At 46.2% G+C, this 20274-nt stretch carries 20 protein-coding genes; 9 read left to right on the top strand and 11 right to left on the bottom strand.

Annotated features, from left to right (window positions below; genetic code table 11):
* Positions 1 to 148 precede the first annotated feature (148 nt).
* Complete coding sequence (locus EJV45_RS06100) at positions 149 to 1060, bottom strand: class I SAM-dependent methyltransferase (RefSeq protein ID WP_129714782.1); 912 nt, start codon at positions 1058 to 1060, stop codon at positions 149 to 151.
* Positions 1011 to 1289: a hypothetical protein gene (locus EJV45_RS06095; RefSeq protein WP_129714781.1), complete on the bottom strand. Its 279-nt coding sequence runs from the start codon at positions 1287 to 1289 to the stop codon at positions 1011 to 1013. The genes EJV45_RS06100 and EJV45_RS06095 overlap by 50 nt, the downstream gene beginning before the upstream one ends.
* Before the next feature lie 225 nt (positions 1290 to 1514).
* Here EJV45_RS06095 and EJV45_RS06090 point away from each other — a divergent pair, with 225 nt between their 5' ends.
* Entirely contained in the window at positions 1515 to 1904 is a 390-nt protein-coding gene (locus EJV45_RS06090) for a cupin domain-containing protein (RefSeq protein ID WP_165305001.1), read from the top strand.
* Between the two features lie 275 nt (positions 1905 to 2179).
* On the opposite strand, the gene EJV45_RS06085 is transcribed toward EJV45_RS06090, so the two are convergent.
* Positions 2180 to 2686 carry a hypothetical protein gene (locus tag EJV45_RS06085; RefSeq protein ID WP_129714779.1) on the bottom strand — a complete coding sequence of 169 codons (507 nt, stop codon included), beginning with the start codon at positions 2684 to 2686 and terminating at the stop codon, positions 2180 to 2182.
* A 169-nt stretch (positions 2687 to 2855) separates the two neighbouring features.
* Here EJV45_RS06085 and EJV45_RS06080 point away from each other — a divergent pair, with 169 nt between their 5' ends.
* A complete protein-coding gene (locus EJV45_RS06080; protein WP_129714778.1) occupies positions 2856 to 3407 on the top strand; it encodes an RNA polymerase sigma factor in 552 nt (183 codons plus the stop codon).
* Between the two features lie 75 nt (positions 3408 to 3482).
* Positions 3483 to 4433, top strand: a complete 951-nt coding sequence (locus EJV45_RS06075; protein WP_129714777.1) for a proline dehydrogenase family protein — start codon at positions 3483 to 3485, stop codon at positions 4431 to 4433.
* Positions 4434 to 5288: 855 nt separating this feature from the next.
* On the opposite strand, the gene EJV45_RS06070 is transcribed toward EJV45_RS06075, so the two are convergent.
* From EJV45_RS06070 to EJV45_RS06035, 8 genes are all read right to left on the bottom strand, one after another.
* Positions 5289 to 5810 carry a hypothetical protein gene (locus EJV45_RS06070; protein WP_129714776.1) on the bottom strand — a complete coding sequence of 174 codons (522 nt, stop codon included), beginning with the start codon at positions 5808 to 5810 and terminating at the stop codon, positions 5289 to 5291.
* A gap of 369 nt (positions 5811 to 6179) precedes the next feature.
* Positions 6180 to 9293 carry an efflux RND transporter permease subunit gene (locus tag EJV45_RS06065; protein ID WP_129714775.1) on the bottom strand — a complete coding sequence of 1038 codons (3114 nt, stop codon included), beginning with the start codon at positions 9291 to 9293 and terminating at the stop codon, positions 6180 to 6182.
* Positions 9294 to 9298: 5 nt separating this feature from the next.
* A complete protein-coding gene (locus tag EJV45_RS06060) occupies positions 9299 to 10381 on the bottom strand; it encodes an efflux RND transporter periplasmic adaptor subunit (RefSeq protein ID WP_129714774.1) in 1083 nt (360 codons plus the stop codon).
* Positions 10378 to 11631 (bottom strand): TolC family protein, encoded by a 1254-nt coding sequence (locus EJV45_RS06055; RefSeq protein ID WP_165305000.1) that lies wholly within the window; start codon positions 11629 to 11631, stop codon positions 10378 to 10380. The genes EJV45_RS06060 and EJV45_RS06055 overlap by 4 nt, the downstream gene beginning before the upstream one ends.
* 70 nt (positions 11632 to 11701) lie before the next feature.
* Positions 11702 to 13063, bottom strand: a complete 1362-nt coding sequence (locus EJV45_RS06050; RefSeq protein ID WP_129714772.1) for an ATP-binding protein — start codon at positions 13061 to 13063, stop codon at positions 11702 to 11704.
* Entirely contained in the window at positions 13060 to 13749 is a 690-nt protein-coding gene (locus EJV45_RS06045; protein WP_129714771.1) for a response regulator transcription factor, read from the bottom strand. Before EJV45_RS06045 ends, EJV45_RS06050 begins: the two co-directional genes overlap by 4 nt.
* A gap of 202 nt (positions 13750 to 13951) precedes the next feature.
* On the bottom strand, positions 13952 to 14698 hold the full coding sequence (locus tag EJV45_RS06040; protein ID WP_129714770.1) for a LytTR family DNA-binding domain-containing protein: 747 nt from the start codon (positions 14696 to 14698) through the stop codon (positions 13952 to 13954).
* An 11-nt stretch (positions 14699 to 14709) separates the two neighbouring features.
* On the bottom strand, positions 14710 to 16617 hold the full coding sequence (locus EJV45_RS06035; protein ID WP_240755211.1) for a histidine kinase: 1908 nt from the start codon (positions 16615 to 16617) through the stop codon (positions 14710 to 14712).
* Positions 16618 to 17030: 413 nt separating this feature from the next.
* Here EJV45_RS06035 and EJV45_RS06030 point away from each other — a divergent pair, with 413 nt between their 5' ends.
* The 6 genes from EJV45_RS06030 to EJV45_RS06010 all read left to right on the top strand — a co-directional run bounded on the left by EJV45_RS06030 (position 17031) and on the right by EJV45_RS06010 (position 20274).
* Complete coding sequence (locus EJV45_RS06030; protein ID WP_129714768.1) at positions 17031 to 17234, top strand: hypothetical protein; 204 nt, start codon at positions 17031 to 17033, stop codon at positions 17232 to 17234.
* Positions 17235 to 17341: 107 nt separating this feature from the next.
* On the top strand, positions 17342 to 17548 hold the full coding sequence (locus EJV45_RS06025; protein WP_129714767.1) for a hypothetical protein: 207 nt from the start codon (positions 17342 to 17344) through the stop codon (positions 17546 to 17548).
* A 29-nt stretch (positions 17549 to 17577) separates the two neighbouring features.
* On the top strand, positions 17578 to 17778 hold the full coding sequence (locus tag EJV45_RS06020) for a hypothetical protein (RefSeq protein ID WP_129714766.1): 201 nt from the start codon (positions 17578 to 17580) through the stop codon (positions 17776 to 17778).
* 253 nt (positions 17779 to 18031) lie between these two features.
* Entirely contained in the window at positions 18032 to 18964 is a 933-nt protein-coding gene (gwsG, locus tag EJV45_RS06015) for a grasp-with-spasm system ATP-grasp peptide maturase (RefSeq protein WP_129714765.1), read from the top strand.
* 69 nt (positions 18965 to 19033) lie between these two features.
* Positions 19034 to 19195: a hypothetical protein gene (locus tag EJV45_RS19465; protein ID WP_165304999.1), complete on the top strand. Its 162-nt coding sequence runs from the start codon at positions 19034 to 19036 to the stop codon at positions 19193 to 19195.
* The gene (locus tag EJV45_RS06010) at positions 19192 to 20274 is read left to right on the top strand and encodes a hypothetical protein (RefSeq protein ID WP_129714764.1); all 1083 of its coding nucleotides are present in this window, start codon (positions 19192 to 19194) and stop codon (positions 20272 to 20274) included. Before EJV45_RS19465 ends, EJV45_RS06010 begins: the two co-directional genes overlap by 4 nt.

Below are 20274 nucleotides of genomic sequence, written 5' to 3'. Positions count from 1 at the left end.
ACCTGACAGGCAGGCATTAATGCCATTGAAAAACCCGCATAACAAAACGAAGTTATGCGGGTTTTCTGCTACCTGCTCGCTCCAACCTAAGTGAGCTACAGGTTCTTTAACACGATAAGAATGACTGGATCACTCAGACCGTTTTTACTCAACTTCTGATATGCAAAAACAGGTTTATATTTTCCGGCTCCCGCCCGATATGAATATTTTCCCGGGCATACCCCGCCTGTTCTGCCAGGCTGATCAGTTCTTCCGCAGTCCGGTGGTTCAGGTGCCAGTCGCCAAATACTTCCATAAACAGGCGGCTTGGATTAAATGCACTGTTAAAATTGCCGATAATGATCTCGCCGCCTGGTTCCAGCCAGTCGCCAAACCGGCTAAGCAGCAAAACAAATGTCTTGTCGTTAAAATAATCAAACAGTCCGGCCGACCAAATGGTATCAAACCTGGCGGCGGTCTGGTATCTGAACACGTTTTTCCGGATAAACTCAATCTGTTCCAGGTTACCTGCGTTCAGCTGCTGCGCATAGGCGATGGCCTGCGGATCCATTTCTACACAGGTGGTGTGGAGCTGCTCAGGGCGGATCAATTCGTTATACAATTCCATCAGATCCCTCGCCGGGCCTGACGCCAGGTTGAGCAGTCGATGCGGTGCACCGGTTTTAAGCGCCGCCCCTAACCGGCTTTTAAAGTACGATTTTCTGTTTCTGACCGCCTGCGCTGCCGGGTGCTGCAAACTGTAGCGATCCCAGGTCTGATACTTCTGATCCAGGATCTGGTTTTGATAAATCCGGTCAATCACCTCAAAATCGCCTGCATAACCATAGGGTTTACAGCGAATATGCCCCATGAGCGATAACTTATCCTGCAGAAAACCACAATGGGGCATAAATTCTTCCATCAGGACTTGGGCCGGCCTTTCGCCATGCCCGGCGGTAAATAATTCGGCAAGACATTCTTCAAAGAGAATATATTCTTCAGGCTCCGGCCCGCCCCTTAACACGATATCCCTAACGGCCTCCTGCGCCGGTACCGTGGTCACTTCTTGTGTAGTCAACATATGATAGATTTGATTTAATAGTCATGTCATCGAAAAGCGAAAACTGTTGTTCTTCGACAAACCCGGCCCGGCGGTTCCGCGCCTTTTTGCTGAAAACGTTCAGCAATTGCAACTGGCTAAGCTTGCTGAGGGAAACGGATAATATCGAAAGGGCAATGCTGCGATTCACACGACGTGAAATTTGTGTTTGTTTGATGGCCGCAAAATTAGATGCCTGGTAAATGCTCATAAATCACATGTAAGTGGGATTTAATGAAGAGCCTGCAGCCAGCCGCTGCTCCTGCAGCGAGTAAATCCCCGGAAAATGTGATAATCAGCACCAATAGATTCGCCTGTTTTTGGTCTGAAAAAGGACCATGGTAACTAAAGAAAATAGTTTTCACTACACCTGGGGCGCAGCATGCAAAGCCTGGGTGCTGATGGAGTCCGGGCAAATGTCCGTAAACAAGAGCTTATGCCCGGAGGCGCAACCGAACAGCTTCACCTGCGCAGGGAAGCTGCACAGTTCTTTTATGTACTGCGTGGCATCGCTACCGTTTACGTGAACGAAGCAGAAACCCAGCTTCATCCCTGGCAGGGCATCGGCATTACGCCCGGTCAGCCACACCGGATTGCTAACGAACATTCAGGCGAGCTCGAATTTCTGGCTATTTCGAATCCGCCTACGCGCGAGGACCGCATAAACGTTCGAGGTTCCCGATACATGTGGCGCCCTGCCGCTATTTCAGGTCACCTGACCGGCCAATTTCAGAACCGTTTAGGTTTGTACATCAATATTCAAAGCAGTACCATGCGTTGCTTATTTATAAAAATCGCCTCCGGCCCTGAAACCTATCGAATCTAAAAGCCAAAAAGAACAACGGCAGCATTTCAGGAAGTCAGGAACCGGAGGCGATCTTCGCGGGCCTGGCACAGGAAATCAAGGATTCCGTAATTCTCCGGTTGATACATATAATCGCGGATAAATACCGGTTTTTGCAGCCTGTAGCTGCCAGGGCCGGACGCGCAGCTTATTGGTGAAGCGCTTTGGAAAAAACCCAATCTGTTGAGTGTCTTTAAGTCTGGATTACAAATCAAATACGGACTTTAAAAGAATCCCTGCTTGTGCGCAACGCGCACTCAGTCTACCTTTTGCATGACAACGCGTTGATCAGTCCGCGCTTTCAGTGCAGTTTGTTTAACCGTACGGGCCTGATCGCCTGAAATGTTGGTCAACGTACAATCTATTTCGGCTACAAACCGTTCATCACATTTTATTACCTTGATCTTGCCTGCAGCCACAGGCCTGTCTTCATAAGGAGAGAAGTTTTTCCAATACAATTCTTCAGTGCCTTCGCTCGCGTAGACAACGATATCGGTATCTGCGACATCATATTCCCCTACCCCCGAAAAACTGTGGATGATAACCTGTATTCGTGGCTGGTCTGGCTCAGCCCCTGGTTTGGCCAGTGTAAAATCGCAATAGCCTTCCCGCATAACAAGAGTGCCTTCGGCTTTCGAAATGTTATATCCGCTGTACGCGAAGCTGGACTTTCTTAAATCGGCCTCATCCGGAGCATGATCTTTCTTACAGGAAATAGCGGCACTGGCTAAAAGCAGGGCCAGCACAAGGATTCTTGATTTCATTTTGATTGTTTTTATGCCGCAAAAGTATCCTCACAGCAAGGGGATCACAATCACATGTTCATGGGAATAAACAGGAGAAACCCCATCTATATGTGATTGCCGGGGGCCAGTGGCAGACCTACTTTCGTGGCGCCTGAATTACCCGGGCAAGGACCAAACAATTATTAAAGTGGAGAGACATAACAAGGAGCTGGATTTTCTGATCTCCGGCTGTAAGGCGGAGCTGCCCGGCGCACAACGAAAATTGTTCACAAGATATTTTCCTGTCATGCATGCCCTTGCATTAAGGTATGCAAAAGATGACATGGAAGCAGAGGATATTGTCATGATAGGTTTCAGAAAAATCTTTGCCAGGCTGGCCACTTATTCGGGTGCCGGTTCTTTTGAAGGCTGGATGAAACGGATCATAATCAATTCTGCGCTTACCATTGTTGATCAGCACAAACGGCAGGTGGTGACGGCCCCCATTGAAGAAGCGACGCTGAAATTTAAACACCAGATTGACAGCGCACCTGACGTGGATCATCTGATCAGTGCGCTTAAGACCCTGCCCGGCACCCTTAAAACCCCTTTTGAACTTTACGCAATTGAAGGACTGACCCACAAAGAAATTTCTGATACACTGGGCATTTCAGAAAGCGTTTCGAAGACACGGGTATGCAGAGCAAGAAAAAATATCAGGGCTACCTTAAGAGTCAGAGAGCGGGTCATCCAGCTCTGATAAAACTCAAAGCCTAACCAACATTTTTCCAACTTCAAAACCGCTAACACGAGACTCCCATACCTGATCTTATCAATGAACGAATTATTAAATCTTGGAAGCGCTGCGCTCAAAGCCGCAGCAACAGACAGCAGGGCCAAAGCCTACCTGTTAACTAATCCGCTTTTATACCGGGTGGTATGGAAAGCGGCGCAACGGTACGTTGCCGGCGATACTCTCGCGCAGGCGCTTGTTAAAGTCCGCGAAACGCAGGCCGGCGGAATGAAGTCATCTCTTGAATATATCGGCGAAAATGCAGGTTCGGAAAAGGAAGCCGCTTTGGCAACCCGGGAGTTTCAGCACATTTGCGGCCATATTGGTGCCGAAGGGCTGCATACCACCGTATCATTAGATCTTTCCCACATCGGCCTGAACCAGTCTGCAGAACTTTGTCTCAATAACCTGCTCGCTATTTGCAGGCAGGCTGAGCGCTACGGCATCGAGGTGAATCTCAGTGCCGAGGGAACCGGGCAAACCGATAAGATCATTTCCCTCTATCAGGAGGCTGCAAAACTCACGGGTGTACTGGCCGTTACTTTACAGGCTTACCTGTACAGAACCCGAGATGATTTTGATGAACTGAAAAATCTTCCAGGCCGGATCCGGATTGTCAAAGGCGCTTACGCCACAGCGCCCGGCCTGAGTATGGCCCGCGGGGAGGCCCTGAACGATGCATATCTGGATTATATTGCTGAACTGCTGGAAACACAGCACAAATGTTCGATAGCCACTCATGACTATCAACTTCAGCAGGAAGCAAAAAACCTGGTTAATTTCTATCGTCCTTTAACTACGCACTACGAGTTTGAAAGCTTGTATGGCATCTGTCAGCAACAGCTTCTGGATTTGCATGAGGAAGGATATAGTACAAAGTTGTACTATGTATACGGCCAGGAATGGTACCTCTATCTTTGTAACAGGCTCGCAGAATACCCGATGAACCTTTTCAGGGCGCTGGCAGATATCTGCGAAACTGAAACTGCATAGCCGGTCTGAGCACACCCTACAGCGAGTCACCCCCCTGCGCAGCGCTTTCTGGTCGGCCAACCGGACTGCCGTTTCAAATCGCCGCAGTTATCTGAACTTCTGGTTAGCACCTAAAGTCTTCAGGAACAAGCTATATGGAGGTTCAGATTTATCCGCCTTCATAAGCTAACAATCAGTGTTGTCCGGGGAAAGTTTTACGAAAGCCTATAGTTCTTTGGTTTCCAATAGATGTGAGGCTATGGTATCGAACCGCTCATCGCCGCGGGGGCTCCTTCTTTTTCTTGGAAAAGAAGCAAACCGCTCCGGCTGTGTATCTCTTCTTGCATAAAAGCATCAAAAGTCCGACGGCGGCGGGAAAAGGCCCGGATTACCCCTGCGCCATTCCGTTCCGGGCTGGTTCCCCTCCTTGGTTCTTCGCGACCTCCTTAAAACAGTGCAAGACTTTTAATACTTTTCTGCGGCGAGAAGATACAAGGCCGGTTCGCACCTATCAGTGGCAGTAAGCAGGCAAAAACTTCATCAAAACCACCGCCTGTACATAAAACCCGCACACATAGAATACAGGGGGGCTTGATTCAGAAGACTCAGGCAAATACTGTTTTGAGACTGCTTAGAAGGATCCTATTTCATTCAGCCAATTTTTACCGGATAACAGTGAGCTAACAATCATAAAAAGAGCAATCTCCGATGTGGAAATTGCTCTTTTAGTTTCAATCAATCGTAATTTTTCTATAACACGAACGATAGTCCGGGAAGTGGGATCTGAAGCACCGGCTATAGTTTTGAACGCGGCATTACCGTCTAAGAGTTTAAAGTTCCCGCCTTGTGCTTCAACCGGACAATAATATTTTACAACTATAATCTAAAGGAATACGCAGCCCGGATGCCAAGAAAGGAGGTCGTTCCGCCGCTTGACCAGGATTCGTAACGGGCATCAACATCCAGCGCGTTCTTCTTCAGCGGTATCGAAACACCCACAGAAGGCACATATATAAAGGCCGTGGCACCGGATGTAAAGGCTGCTCCCAGTTCGGCCGAGCCGTAGATCATGTTGGTAAAAAAGTATTTAGCGCCGCCTTTAACCGGTACCGCGTTCATACTTCCCAAATCAATATCAAAAGCCTCTTCCATGTCTGACCAGACGTCTTTATAAGGAAAGGATAGATAACCGGCAGAAGCTGTCAGGTTGAACTTTTCAGCTAATTTAAATTCACCTTTGAGGGATCCTCCATAACCGACACCGCTTAATATTGCAAAATTGCCGGTGGGCACTGCCAGATCCGCTCCCACGCTTAGCCTTACCGGAGCATCAGTTTGTGCGGCGGCAGAAAGGGCCAGCGCCGCGGTTGTAAACAATGATAATAGTACTTTTTTCATGTGTTAAAATTTTAATGTATACCAACCAGACCAGCAAACCCGCTGAATGGTGACATCCTGATGCTAATTTTGTATCGACGACGCAACAGTAAAAGCACGTACAATCTTCGGTTGGCAAGACCCAGGGCTTCCGGCCGGGAACCGGTTGCCATCATGAGCGATTTAACCCTTCACAACCCCCAACTAGCGAATTTTTCCATGCCCGCTTCTGGCAATTGCTTAATTCTGCCGGGGGTTAGGCCACCAATCTGAGGTTGCATGACAAATAATTAAAGCGCCCGGTCAAACCTGCGGCGCTTTACGTTATATATGTTGATTTTGGGCGTGGTACGTGCCAGTGCCGATGTATATACTACATATACCTTTTTATCAACTAGCCTCTGGCATTACGATCTGACCGTGAGCCCGCCGGTTAAAAAACCAGAAGATAACCGGAAATACCAGCAGCGTGAGCAGGGTTGCGGTGATCAGTCCGCCGATGATCACGATTGCCAGAGGCTTTTGAGACTCAGAGCCAATACCTGAAGAAATAGCCGCAGGCAGAAGGCCGATAGAAGCCATTAAGGCGGTCATGACAACCGGCCTTGTCCTGACTCGTACTGCCAGCACAATGGCCTCATCAAGCGAAACGTGTTTACGCAGGTTTTTATGGAACTCCGAAATTAATATCACGCCATTTTGAATGCATATTCCCAGCAAGGCAATAAACCCTACGCCCGCAGATATACCGAAGTTCATCCCGGTCAGATGCAGCGCCAGGATCCCACCAATAAGGGCAAAAGGAACATTGGCCAGCACGAGCAGGGCATCTTTGATGTTACCGAACATAATAAACAGAACTACGAATATGCCGATCAGGCTTACAGGAATGACTTCACCCAGACGGCCCGTTGCCCGCACCTGGTTTTCAAACTCCCCTGTCCACCCCACGGTATATCCCGAAGGCAGTGCAATATCTTTTACTTTTGCCTGTGCCTCGGCAATAGTGCTTCCAAGATCCCTTCCGCGTACAGAAAATTTAACCCCAATCAGGCGTTTCGTGTCGTCGCGGTAGACAAAAGCCGGGCCGGTAACTTTCCTGATGGTGCAGAGTTCCTTAAGCGGGATTTTAATTTTGCTGAGTGAAGGGACTTTAAGGTCGCCAATATCATTTTCGTCTTTGCGGTATTCCTGATCATACCTTACCCGGACCTCAAATTTCCGCTCACCTTCGTATTTCATGGTTGCTGTTTTACCGCCAAACGCCATTTCCAGCACGGCCTGGGCGTCTGAAATTGTTACGCCGTAAGCAGCCATTTTTTCTTTATCAAGAATAACACTCACTTCAGGCTGACCGATATTTCGTAAAATGCCTACATCCTTCACACCTTCAATGTTTTTTATCTTTTCGATGACCTGATCGGCGAGCACATCGAGTTTTGCAAGGTCATCCCCGTAAATTTTTACTGCATTGGCGGCTTTTATTCCCGCAACTGATTCTGCAACGTTATCTATAATAGGCTGCGAGTAATTGAAGACGATGCCCTGATACTTACTCAATCTCACATCCATTTCGCTAATCAGGCTATCCATACTGATCTTCCTTTTCCATTCTTCCCTGGGTTTCAGGTTAACCTGCATCTGGACAAAGTAAAAGCCGTTCGGGTCTGTTCCGTCATTACTCCGCCCGATCTGCGACAGCACATCGTTTACCTCTTCAAAAGCCCTGAGCTCCCTGCGTAACATGGTCACAGTTTTTGTCGTCTCGTTCAGGCTGCTGCTCATCGGAAGTTCGGCACCTACCCAAAGCGCCCCCTCATTTAATTGTGGCAGAAATTCCGTTCCCAGGAATCTTGACGAGAACAGGGTAACGGCCAGTACCGCGAGCGCCACGGCAATGCTTTCCTTTTTATGCCGGAAGGTAAAAGCAAAACCCCTTTCAACGATCCGGTTCCAGAAATTAACAAAAGGATTATTTTTCTCCCTGATGTTCTTGTTCAACAGCATGTGGGAAAGTACCGGCACCAGCGTGAGGGTAAATAACAGCGCGCCCAGCAAAGCAAAACCAAGTGTATAGGCTAGGGGCGAAAACATCTTGCCCTCCACTTTCTGAAACGCAAAAATGGGCAGCAGCGCAATGATGATGATCAGCTTCGAAAAGAAAATGGATTTTCCCATTTCAAGGCCTGTTTTTTTGATTAGTCCGCCTTTTGAGAGCCGGTTAAATCTTGCCATACCATGGCGATGCGCAAAATGATCGAGCGATACGAAAATCCCTTCTACCATCACTACAGCGCCATCAATGATAATCCCGAAATCGACAGCACCCAAAGAAAGCAGGTTTGCGCTCATGCCCTTCAACTTAAGGCACAGAAATGCAAACAACAGCGACAGCGGGATAACCAGCGAAACAATGAGTGTTGTACGCCAGTCGGCCATGAAAAGAAAAACAATCACCGTTACCAGCACGATCCCTTCTACAAGGTTATGCATAACGGTATTTGTGGTATAATTCATCAGATCATCGCGATCATAAAATGTCTCCATCTTCACATCCGATGGCAGAATACGGCTGTTCAGCTCCTCAATTTTGGATTTGATCCTTTCGAGTACTTCTTTCGGATTTTCATCTTTCCTCATCACAACGATTCCCTCCACAACATCGTCATTATCGTTCAGCCCCACCTGGCCAACGCGGGTTAAGGAGCCTTCCTCAACCTTCGCCAATTGCTTTACAAGAATAGGATTGCCGTTGGCCTCATCAACGATGATATTCTCGAGATCTGCTATGCTCTGCAGTAGCCCGATTCCACGCACCACATAAGCCTGACCATTCTTTTCAATCACATCTCCGCCAACGTTGAGGTTACTTTTGTTAACCGCTTCATATACCTCAAGGGGTGTAATGTTATATTGTGAGAGACGATTCGGATCAACATTGATCTCATAAACTTTTTCCTGGCCGCCAAAAGCGACCACATCGGCCACGCCCGGCACGGCCCGCAGGTTCCGGTCAATCACCCAGTTTTGCAGCGTAAGAAGTTCCCGCGTATCGCGCGATTTACTTTTAAGTACGTACCTAAAAACTTCGCCCGTAGGCCCGTATGGCGGCTGTACTTCAGGGTCGACATCATCCGGCAGCGAGACATTCCGCAGTTGGTTGTTTACCTGCTGACGCGCAAAAAAGTCTTCTACGTTATCTTCAAATATGATCTTAATTACAGACAAGCCGAACATCGTCACACTGCGAACACTGGTCTTCTTCTGGACGGCATTCATGGCGATCTCTATAGGCGCTGTGACAAAGCGCTCGATTTCTTCCGCGCTTCTTCCATTCCACTCGGTTACAATAACAATTTGCGTATTCGTTACATCAGGAAATGCTTCAATGGGCATATTTTTAAAGCTGATGAAACCGGCAATGACCAGGATACCCACCCAGAAGAAAGTAAAAACCCTGTTTTTAAGCGAAAACGCGATAATATTTTTTATAAACTTATTCATCGTGATCAGTCATTTAGCGCATCGTAAATCAATAATTGGTTTTGTGTGATTACCTGGTCACCCTCCTTCAGGCCATCGCTGATGTAAGCTGTTTCCCCAACCTGCCGGAAAACCTTTACCTCGCGTGTTTCAATACGGTAGCGGCTTTTGAATACCATGACGAAATACCTGGATCTCTCGAAGATGAGTGCGCCGGCTGGCACAGACAACATCTTCTGATCTTCAGGAAAGCTTAACAGGATGGATGCCCGCATTTCAGGCTTGAGCAGATAACCCGGGTTTTCCAGTTTGATCCGCACTTTCATCGACTTGGTATCAGGATCAATAACATTGAATATTTTGTCTACTTTCCCCCTGAAAGCCCGGTCGCCATAACTGATTGTTGTGACCTGCGCATCGACACCCAGCTTCACTTTATTGATATCACTTTCGCTAACGTTGGCGAGTGCCCAAACGTCATCGATCTGGGCAATATCAAATATGTTGTCAGTCCGGTCGCTTCGCAACTGCATATCCTGATTAATATTTTTCTGGACGATAAAACCGCTGATCGGCGAGCGCACTTCGTAGGTAGAACCTTGTTTCAGGTGGTAGATCGAGTATGTCTCTTTAACCCGGTTTAGCTGCGAACGGGCCTTTTCTAACTGACTTTTTGCTTCAGCCACATCACGGTCTGTATTCAGCCGGCCTTCAAACAGCTCCTGTGCAGCCTTGAGGTTTTTTTCACCGATCAGTACATCATTGCCCGCGTCCTGTAATTCCTTTTCGAATCCGGCCACTTCGGTGCTCCGCACGGTTGCCAGAAGCTGGCCCTTCTGTACAAAATCTCCGAGTTCGACCAGCACCTTCACCACATTCCCGCCAACCACAGGAAATATCTCTATGAGCTTATTGTTGTCTGCCGTGATCTTTCCGAAAAAACGCAATTCGTTTTTCAGGACCTGTTGCACAACGGGGGCAGTCTTCGTTGATTTCAGCATGGTATCGCTCAGGACAAATGTTTCCTTTTTTTCTTCCTGGAGTTTGGGGTGTGTACAAGCGGCGGCGGCTATTGCCAGCGCAGCAAAACTGGTAGTATATTTTTTCATTTGAATAAGTTGGAAGTCGTGGCGTAATTAATTTCTTCAGCAGTACTTGCTACCGATTTGCGTATACGGTTTATCTCAGTGAGGCGCTGGTTATAACTTTCCATGAAATCGGTGAATTCGATAAGGGAGAGGTTGGCTTTTCTGAAGTTGCTGATAACGCCATTGAGCACGGTGTCTGCATCTGCCGTTCTGGCTGAATTGATCAACTCGAAGTTCTGCTGCGCTTCACGGTATTTCCGGTAGGCAAGGCCAACTTCATTTCTAACCTCCAGAGCTTTTGCCTCCTGCAGAGTTTCTGCCTGGACCCGCTGTATAGCTGCTGCCTTTATATTGCCCCGGTTACGGTTCCAGAGCGGAAGCGGAATGCCGACCGTTATATTTATCTCATTGGAAAAAGCGCCGCTACGCTGGTCATAAGAGGCACCAACTGTCAAATCGGGTACGTTCTGTGCACGCTGATATTTAAGGTTCCAGGCTGCCATCTCGCTGCCCTTTTCGGTGAGCTGCACATCCGGACGGTTGCGGATCGCAAGTTCCTGCAGTTCCGGTAAGGTTAAGGCCGGCACTGCCCGGTAGATGGCCGACTCGGCATCTGTAGGCTGCGGAATGATGTCTTCGCTGGTGGCCAGCAACGTGTTCAGCTTCGATTGTTCTTCTGCAATATTATCAACAAGTTCTGCACGGCTGTTTTTTAGTGTGAGGTATAGAGACTGTAACCTGACCAGGTCTCTCAAAGGAAGGTTCCCTTTGTCTACTTGCCTTTCATAGGAACTGATCAGCGTATCCACATTGGCAAGTTGTTTGTCTATAGCCGCTACCGTAAGACGGTCATAATAAACTGCAAAAAAACTGGTCCGCAGCTGAAATCTGAGCGTGCGAACCACATCGGCGAATTCCAGCTGCGACATGGCTGTACTCACATTCGCCATATTAACCTGGCTTGAGCGTTTGCCGCCTAACAGGATCAGTTGCTGAATACTTGCCGCTTTCTGTCCCTGCGATCCCACATCAAACAACTTTTTTCCCTCGGGATTGAGTGCATTGAATTCTGCCGAAAAGTATGGGTTTTCCCAAAGCCGGGCCTGCAATGCCTGTGCCCTGTAGATGTCAATGTTGTACCGTTCAGCAACCAGAACAAGGCTTTTTGCCTGAAAAAGGCTTTCCGCTGCGGCAAGCGAAAGACGCTCCTGCGCCGAAGCAGTTAAACAGAGCAATATTGCCGAAATTAAAATATAACAGCGTTTATACATGAGTTTTAAAATCATGCACAAAGCTTCGGCATCAAGCTTAAAAAAGGCTTAAAAACGACTTAAGATATCATTAAACTCCCGGCAGGGATACGATAACCCGGTTAACATTACTTTCCGGAACTTCAAACCGGATGCCTGCATGGTGATACTGCATGATCCGCTTTACTATACTTAAACCGATGCCGCTTCCGGTTTTGCTCACTGCATTGCTTCCTCTTGTAAAAGTATTGAACAATGATTCGATCTCATCCGGCGATGGTGCAGGGCCCCGGTTTATAATGCTGACAATTTTTGCAGCATCATCCTGACGTACGGTGCATATGACGGTTCCGTCATCAGAATAAGTAAAGGCGTTTCGAATCAGGTTGTAAAAGGCGATCTGCAAAAGTGTTTCGTCGGCATCAATGTCCAGGTCTATGTTTTCCCCCCTGCCAGGCTCAATTTCAAACTGAAACTTTAAACCGGCCTGGTTGCGATATACGGCTGCAGCGGCGTTAAAAATAATCTCGTCCAGCCGCACTTTTTTCAGCCCGGTATCCCGGTTTTCAATCTCAGAAAGCAGCAACAGCGAAGTGACGATCTCAGAGAGATCAGAAAGATCACCAATCGCATCAAAAAGACTCTGCTTTATTGTTGGCGGAAGCGCACTGCTTTTTCCGATGTTTTCCAATTGAATCAGCACGCGGGCCAGGGGCGTGCGAAGCTCATGGGAGGCATTACCTGTAAATGCCTTTTGTTTCTGGTATGCCTTGTCAATCCGGTCCATCATCTGGTTAAATGAATGGGATAATCCGTTGATCTCGTCATTTGAGCGATAAGCAGGTAACCGTTTATTGAGGTTTCTGTCAGTAATTTCCTGTATCTCGTCTTTAAAGTGGTCTAAGGGCGCCAGACTTTTTTTACTAACGTAAAACGACAGTATCCAGATCAGCGAGGTGCTGGCCAGAAAAGCAATAACTAAAAGATAGCGCAGATAGACAATTTTAGTATGGCCATATGTATCTTCGGCCGAAACCAGGACGTAATAATCTTTGCCCGCATACTGATAGTAAAGTCCCAGTACATCGTATTCCCTGCTGCGCTGATAGGTTACCCCTCTTGCCTTGATTTGATCCAGATCCCGGTTGCTCCAGTTAATTACCGCATCGTCCAGACTGCTATAAATGAGCTTACGGCTGGCATCGAATACAAGCGTCTTTTCATTGAAAAGCTTATTAATACTATTTCGGTCAATTATCTTTAAGGTCTGGTAATCTACCTCTTTAACTTCCAGGAGTAATTTTACGGTATTCTCTGCCTGGTGCAGCAGCCGCTCTTTAAACTCCTGTTGCCTGTATTCAGAAAACAGATAATAGATTACCAGCATAACCAGTCCCACCAGTACCGAGAACAGCGAACTGAACAGAATAGAAAAGCGCTTTTTGAGGGTCATGAGTTGGCTTTAAGGTAATAACCATAGCCCGGACGGGTATGAATTAGCTTGGTTTCAAAGTCTTTGTCTATTTTACTGCGCAGGAAATTGATGTAAACTTCAATTGTGTTTGTACCGGTTTCGAAGTTGATATCCCAGACTTTTTCGGCTATGACCTGCTTGGATACAATCCTGCCATTTGCTGCAGCCAAAAGTTCCAGCAAACGGTATTCTTTTGGGGTCAGGATGATTTCCCGGCCGGCCCGTGTTACGCTCATTTCTGTCGTATTCACCACCAGGTCACCAACCTTAAAGCCTGTATCTTCTGTTTCCTCCTGTAAATGAACCGGCGAAGCCCTTCTTAACAGGGCTTTTATCCGGACCAGTAACTCGCCTGTATGGAATGGCTTAATGAGGTAGTCGTCGGCGCCGGCATCGAATGACTGAAGTTTATATGCCATTGTGCTGTAAGCCGTGAGCATCAGGATTGCACTATGCTGATTGCGTTTGCGAATTTGCCTGCAAACCTCCATGCCATCAAGCACAGGCACATTGATATCGAGAATGTATAAGTCAAACTTTTCGGGATGACCGAGAACATCGGTGCCTGTGTGAATTGTTGTACACCGGAAACCTTCCCCCTCCAGAAACAATGTAAGTTCTGAAGCCAGTTTCAGATCGTCTTCCAGAAGGAGAATGCTGTTCATACTGGGTAATTTTAAGCAATTATATAGAAATATAATACGTTAGTGTACTCAGAATCGTATTTGCTCGGCTGCAGTCGTCAGGCAAGGGGCACCCCTGGTCACAATAAGCTCAATAGAAATTCATCTCACAAGCGTGTACAGCGATGATCAATAGCATGTAAAGGATTTTTTGATTTGTTTAGGAGCGGTCAGTCATATATACTTAGGAAATGTTCTCCAGATACCTGAGCACTTCTTCTTTTTTTCTGCTTGATACAAGGATCTTTTCCTTATTCTCCATTTCGAGGTAACCTTCCCGGTAATATTTTTTAACGAATTTAAAATTAACGAGATACGATTGATGACACCTGATATAGCCAAATGGCGTAAGGAGACTTTCATAGTCCTTGAGTCCTTTTGAAACCAGGATTTCCCGACCGCCAATCAGGTAAAACGTCGTGTAACCTTTATCGCTTTTGCAATAAAGAATGTCATCAATAGATACCACTTCTATGCATTCCAGGCTTTTCAGGGCAATTCTTTTTGTCGCTGTTAAGCCCTGGGCGAGATAATGTTCCCTGGCCACGGCCAGTTGCTGCATGGCCACAGTCTCCTGCTCGCGGTGGTGGTAACATTTATTCAGCCAGGTAGTTAACGAAAGCTCGTCAACAGGTTTAAGCAGGTAGGCAAAGGCACCCAGGTTAAGCGCCCGGATGGCGTACTGATCATAGGCAGTTAAGAAGATAACCTGGAAATCCAGGCCATCCATTTCGTCTAACAACTGGAAGCTGTCTCCGTCTTTCAGGCGAATGTCTGCCAACACCAGATCGGGCTTCAGCAATGCAATCTCTTTTTTAGCAGTCTGAATTTCAGCCGCCACACCTACTACTGTAAGATAATCAAGCTTGTTTACAATTTGTAGAATGTGCTGCGCAATCAGGGTCTCATCTTCTAAAATATAGAGTTTCATGTTGATCAAATTTAATCTGTAATGATCGGGATCAGTATTTCGACCCTGACCCCGGTTGCACCATCCGTTCCTTTTTCATGCACTTCAAATCGTGCCTGCTGACCGTTCATGGTAAATAGTCTGTCTATTCTTTCTTTCAAAATCAGCTGGGCAAGCGACTGCTTTTTCTGTTCTTCTTCCCGAAATTTCGCCAGTCCGCTGCCGTTATCATCAATTTCAATGACCAGCGTATCTTCCCTCCTTTTGAATGAGATTTTCACCAGGCCCTTATAATTGATGTTTCTGAAACCGTGTTCTATCGAATTTTCAACAAATGGCTGGATCAGCATGGGCGGGATGAGTGTTTCGCTGAGATTTAGTCTTTCATCTACCGTAATCTGGTAATCAAAGGCATCTGTGTAGCGCAACTGCTGCAAGCGGAGGTAGTTGGTTAAAGATGCAACTTCCTCTCCGATTTCGATAAAATCTTTCCTGCTTTGCTCTAGCACGCCGCGCAGCAAACCGGAGAACGAACTGAGGTAACAAACCGATTTTTCTGTTTGTGCCGAAGCGATCAGGCTTTGTAGGTTGGCGATGGCATTGAAAATAAAATGCGGGTTTAACTGAACCTGTAAGACCTTTTGTTCCAGAACCAGCTTCTCGTTCTGCGATTTAAGCAGTTTATTCTTTTCCCTTAAACGCTGTTGGCGATAGATGATGTAAAACATGGAAACCGCCGCCAGGAAAATGACCGCCATTAGAAAGAGTGTCCAACGTTGCTGTTGAATAATGGTCTCGTTCAGCTTGTTCCGGTCATTCAATTCCGCAATATTTTCATCCTTTTTTTCAGTTTCGTATTTTTCATGCAGTTCGGCCACTTTCATGACCTCCATCGCCGCGCTGTTCTCTAAATCAATCTGATAGGCTGAATCTATTGCTGCGAGGGCATTTGAAAATTCGCCCTTGGTTTTATAGGCCTCTGTTAAACCTTTGTAATAAATGCTGTTTCTTTTACTGTTTGCCAGCGCCTTTTCCATTTCAATCCCCATTCTGTAATATTTGATCGCAGAATCGGGCTGATTGTTTTCTGAAAACGCCGTTCCGAGGTTGTTGCAGGCAATGGCGTTGACCGTATTCGTTTTCGTCAGGTAATCAAAATAAATTTTACTGCACACAAGTGCTTCCTTGGTTTTGCCTTGCCGGCCGAAAATCTGCGCTTCGTTGTCGTATGTCCTGGCAATGGCAAGGCTATCTTTTACCTCTTTAGCCAGATTCCTCGCACTTAAGTTGCAGGCGGTCATTTTTTTCAGATCCCCGACCCTTGAAGCCAGGAGAAATGAGATATCAAAATAGCGTTGCTTAACAATCGCATGAGTTTTAAACGGATGATTTTCAAAATAAACGGCGACATACGTCAGCGATTTTTTTTCGTTACGGTTCTGAAAATAGGCCTGTGCGAGCAAGTCGTAAAATCGATAGGTTAGCCGGCTGCCGGTCTTTTCAGCTGCTTTTAAGCTGGCATAGATTTGTTTCATCAGGACAGCCTCAACTGTACCGCCTCCCTTTATTTTCTGGGTCAGCATTTCAATGGTTTTTAGCCGCTCCACATCGTCTGTAGGTTCCAGGCCATGCATTTGCTGGTAAGTCAACAATGCGCTGTCAGTTTTTCCGGCATAAACATATCTTTTAGCCTTAAAAAAGAAGTAATAAGGATTTGAAGTCTTGTTTGCCATCCTGCCCAGCACGCTGACTTCTTTGTGAATCATCTTTTTTACCGATGCAGATGGCAGTGTGTCTAAAGCAATAATAAACGACAGGTAATCCTTTTGGGCGGAAGGATGACCTGTCGGCTGCGCATCATGGCGGGCGCTTTCTTTAGGGTTGCAGGAAAATATGAATAGCAGACCAAGACATAGGCTCAGTGTTATGTTTTTAGTCATGTTCATTTAAGATGAATTGCGTGCTGCGAATAAAATACTCATCGGCAGAAGTACAGATAAATTAGTCTTTAAAATTAAGCATCCTGGCTGTACCCTCCAGCAATGAATACATATTTGCGGCACTCTGAGCGATATCTGTACCGATTGCGCATTTATTTGAATGCGATGTCAGGATAACGGGACGCCGACTGACTGAGCACATGCCACTCAAACCACAGCGTAGGGCTGGTTGGCAATCAACCGCCAAAGGCCGTTCTACGAATATCGGGCAAAATACAACGAAAACAGACGCAAAGCCGGCACATGTCAACTGTGCCTTGTAGGGCCTGGGTTTAATCATGAATTTTAATTGAACAAAACCCAGTTGCCAGGGTAGGTTGGCAAAGACCTGATCACTTTAAATCTATTCAACTATGAAACTTGAAAAAAAATTACTGGAAAAGAAGATTGAGCTGCAGGAAAGCAAAATTAATGGCGGCAGACTCAGACCCAGCCACCAACAATCTGTAGCGCAAACAGGCAGTCCGGAAAATCCAGACAGCTGCACAGACATTGGTTTTGACCAGCCTGCGCCCGCCACTCCGGTCGGTTATGATTCTTCACTTGGAAGAATATAGACCCCAACATTTCAACGGCTTTCAGAGGTTGAAAGAGAACCAGTTCTTTTGCCTCTCAATCTCTAAAAGTTACAGTTCTGTAAATGAAAACCTTAAAATCTAAGAAAATGAAAAACAACAACAAATTGTTCGAAAAGCAGATCGAACTCAAAAGCAGTAAAATTAGCGGTGGCCGTGCTTCTGATACGACAACCTACAAAAACACACAGAACACCTACGTGAACGAGCATGGATGTACTGTAATTTACCAGACCGTACAAACAGACCAGAAACAAATGATCGAAGAGTGCTGGTTCACCAACTGCCCATCGTAAATTTCCTTATCTCACCTTATTTAAAAGACATGAAAAACAACAGTAAATTATTTCAAAAAAGAATTGCGCTGGAGAACAGCCAGGTAAATGGCGGTCGTGCCATGGGCACCACAGCTCTATGCACTAAATATACCTACGGCGATCATTGCGCAGATAAGACCACAACCATGTACAACGACCAGGGCAACACAATCGGCTTTCCGGTAAGTTCATCGTGGCAAACTGATTAATACGCTCCAAAGACCCATCGGGCCGCAAAAGCCCGGTGGTCTTTTCTTCACGCCGCATTAAAAGAAGCATAGAACTTTTTGTAAAGAGGGGGGGTAAAATAATCCGCTCCGAAACCAGACAAACCCAAAATGTGCCGCCTGGCCTAAGTTCAGTTGCCCTGGAAAAAACAATCAGCATTTAAGCACGATGCCTTAGGTACAAAACTTAAAAAAAGCAGAGTGCTTAACCAGCTACTTCTAAAGAAAAAGTTAAGTGATACTAATTTTCTCCATTAACAGCGATTATTCAACAAGTTCCGTCATCAGCTGGCTTATCCGTCTGCAAAAGCCGTTTATCAGAATTAATGAAGATACGGCTGTCGAACTGCTTTGGCTAACATCAGCAGATTTCGCAATCAGCATTGATGGGGAAACGATTTTAAGCAGCCAGATCACCAAAATGTGGTACCGCAGAGGCGGCCTGAATCTTTTTGCCTGGTTCAAGAGCGAATTGATCAAAGATTATCTGCGTTCGGAGCATACTGCCCTGATCGATTATTTTTATCACAGACTCGATCAGATACCTTCTGTAAACAAGTTCAGAAACAGTGATATCAACAAACTTTATCTGATGGATCTGTGTGAAAAACATGGCGTGCTGGCACCAAGATACCTGGTAACAGGTTGCAAAAATGAAGTGATGCGTTTTTTCGAGGAGGAAAAGAGCATCATTTCCAAGCCATTCAATTCACCTTTTTCTGTTCAGGATGAAGAAGATTTCTCGCACATGGCCTATACCTCGATGATCGATCAGACCGATATTGAGGCCCTGCCAGAGCGGTTCATACCAACTTTTTTTCAGCAGGCCGTAGCCAAAGCTTACGAAATCAGGGTATTTTACCTCAATGGCAAATTTTATTCGATGGCCATATTTTCGCAAAACAACGCCAACACGAATATAGATTTTCGCAATTATGACCGGGATAAGCCAAACAGGCTTGCGCCATACCGCCTGGAGAAAGCGTACGAAAGCAAGCTGCAAAAAATGCTTGAGGCATATGGCCTAAACTGTGCCTCGTTTGATATCATCTACTCAAGCGACGATGCACAATATTATTTCTTAGACCTGAATCCGGTTGGCCAGTTCGGAATGGTGTCTGCGCCCTGCAATTACAACCTGGAGAAAGAAATTGCGCTGGCGCTTTAGTTTGCCAGATTTTGGCCACTATAAAAAATACAAACCGGCGCAGAAAACAAACAAAGTCTACCCTGAAAAATGAAAAATATAACAGATCATATCGGCTGCGGACAGGTACCGGTGCATTTAAAGTCACTGGTAAAAAAGCCTAAACCCACCTACCTGGTTAAGACCCGGATTTCAAAACGCTACCAAACCAAAGGTTTCCAGCTCGACATGTATTATAAATCGCCTATATGAGTAAATTGTATTTAAGAAACCAGTTATGCATTCCGGTAGATGGCTATAACAGGGCCATGATTTACGATTTGGGGCGTAAAGATTACCACTTTATCTCCAAAGCTCATTATGCACTTTTAAACACCGACAAATTGATCAATTTTGATCAGATCGCCGATCAGTCCGAACGCAGCGAACTGATTGATTTTCTGCTAAATTTGGAGATTATTTTCGAGGTGGCATCCCCGCAGGAAGAAGAAAACTTCCCTCCCATCACACGCAGTGTAGATTATCCGGATCAACTTACACACGCGGTAATACATGCCGACATCTCCCCTGCTTTTATTGATTTCATTGGCGACAGCCACCTGCAAAACCTGAGTATTCTGGCACCGCAAATAAATGAAGATGTGTTTAAGCTCATAGACTCGCTTAAACACCTGGAAATTGACGGGATCTACCTGTACATCGAAAACTTTGAAGCCGAAAATCTTGAAAAACATTACACGGAACTGGGCCGTCGCTTTACGCTGTTTTCAGTAAACTTTTTTGGGGCAGAAGCTGCAAACACCCATCTTCGCGACAATATCTACTACAATTTCTTTACTGAGAAGCTGGAAGAGTACCGGCAAAAAACAACCTTGGATAAGTTGTTTGTTAATCATGACCTCTTTTTCGAAGCTTACAGCAAACATGCCTATTATCACGGCAAAGTTTATATAGATCAAAGCGGGCAAATAAAAAACGGTCTTAACAATACGCAAAGCTTTGGCGATATCAATGCCATCACAGCCCGTGAATTTCACCAAATCATAAACAGTGAAGCGTTCTTAGCCCTGGGCAACATCAACAAAGACGACATGCTCGTTTGCAAAGATTGCGAATTCAGATACATGTGCACGGATCCGCGCGTACCCGAAAAAGGCGATCAGCACTGGTATCACCCTACCGAATGCCAGTACAATCCATACCTGTCGGTCTGGCAGCACGACGATAATTATGCAGGCCTGAAAGCGTCTGGCGTTACCGTATCGGTAACCGGCTGTACCATTGATAAAGCATTGCTCGACAGAAAGTTTAACGAAATATGGGGCGAATAG

Origin of the sequence: Pedobacter sp. SYP-B3415 (genome assembly GCF_004138205.1) — a bacterium.
In the GTDB taxonomy this organism is placed as follows: domain Bacteria; phylum Bacteroidota; class Bacteroidia; order Sphingobacteriales; family Sphingobacteriaceae; genus Pedobacter.
Note: the sequence above shows the minus strand (reverse complement) of the source record. Positions and strands in the feature narration are given on the sequence as shown.

What these genes read in the sequence shown, in the direction of transcription:
- EJV45_RS06100 (WP_129714782.1), bottom strand. Translation starts at nt 1,060, where the DNA reads ATGTTGACTACACAAGAAGTGACCACGGTACCGGCGCAGGAGGCCGTT.
- EJV45_RS06095 (WP_129714781.1), bottom strand. Translation starts at nt 1,289, where the DNA reads ATGAGCATTTACCAGGCATCTAATTTTGCGGCCATCAAACAAACACAA.
- EJV45_RS06090 (WP_165305001.1), top strand. Translation starts at nt 1,515, where the DNA reads ATGCCCGGAGGCGCAACCGAACAGCTTCACCTGCGCAGGGAAGCTGCA.
- EJV45_RS06085 (WP_129714779.1), bottom strand. Translation starts at nt 2,686, where the DNA reads ATGAAATCAAGAATCCTTGTGCTGGCCCTGCTTTTAGCCAGTGCCGCT.
- EJV45_RS06075 (WP_129714777.1), top strand. Translation starts at nt 3,483, where the DNA reads ATGAACGAATTATTAAATCTTGGAAGCGCTGCGCTCAAAGCCGCAGCA.
- EJV45_RS06070 (WP_129714776.1), bottom strand. Translation starts at nt 5,810, where the DNA reads ATGAAAAAAGTACTATTATCATTGTTTACAACCGCGGCGCTGGCCCTT.
- EJV45_RS06065 (WP_129714775.1), bottom strand. Translation starts at nt 9,293, where the DNA reads ATGAATAAGTTTATAAAAAATATTATCGCGTTTTCGCTTAAAAACAGG.
- EJV45_RS06060 (WP_129714774.1), bottom strand. Translation starts at nt 10,381, where the DNA reads ATGAAAAAATATACTACCAGTTTTGCTGCGCTGGCAATAGCCGCCGCC.
- EJV45_RS06055 (WP_165305000.1), bottom strand. Translation starts at nt 11,631, where the DNA reads ATGTATAAACGCTGTTATATTTTAATTTCGGCAATATTGCTCTGTTTA.
- EJV45_RS06050 (WP_129714772.1), bottom strand. Translation starts at nt 13,063, where the DNA reads ATGACCCTCAAAAAGCGCTTTTCTATTCTGTTCAGTTCGCTGTTCTCG.
- EJV45_RS06045 (WP_129714771.1), bottom strand. Translation starts at nt 13,749, where the DNA reads ATGAACAGCATTCTCCTTCTGGAAGACGATCTGAAACTGGCTTCAGAA.
- EJV45_RS06040 (WP_129714770.1), bottom strand. Translation starts at nt 14,698, where the DNA reads ATGAAACTCTATATTTTAGAAGATGAGACCCTGATTGCGCAGCACATT.
- EJV45_RS06035 (WP_240755211.1), bottom strand. Translation starts at nt 16,617, where the DNA reads ATGACTAAAAACATAACACTGAGCCTATGTCTTGGTCTGCTATTCATA.
- EJV45_RS06030 (WP_129714768.1), top strand. Translation starts at nt 17,031, where the DNA reads ATGAAACTTGAAAAAAAATTACTGGAAAAGAAGATTGAGCTGCAGGAA.
- EJV45_RS06025 (WP_129714767.1), top strand. Translation starts at nt 17,342, where the DNA reads ATGAAAAACAACAACAAATTGTTCGAAAAGCAGATCGAACTCAAAAGC.
- EJV45_RS06020 (WP_129714766.1), top strand. Translation starts at nt 17,578, where the DNA reads ATGAAAAACAACAGTAAATTATTTCAAAAAAGAATTGCGCTGGAGAAC.
- EJV45_RS19465 (WP_165304999.1), top strand. Translation starts at nt 19,034, where the DNA reads ATGAAAAATATAACAGATCATATCGGCTGCGGACAGGTACCGGTGCAT.
- EJV45_RS06010 (WP_129714764.1), top strand. Translation starts at nt 19,192, where the DNA reads ATGAGTAAATTGTATTTAAGAAACCAGTTATGCATTCCGGTAGATGGC.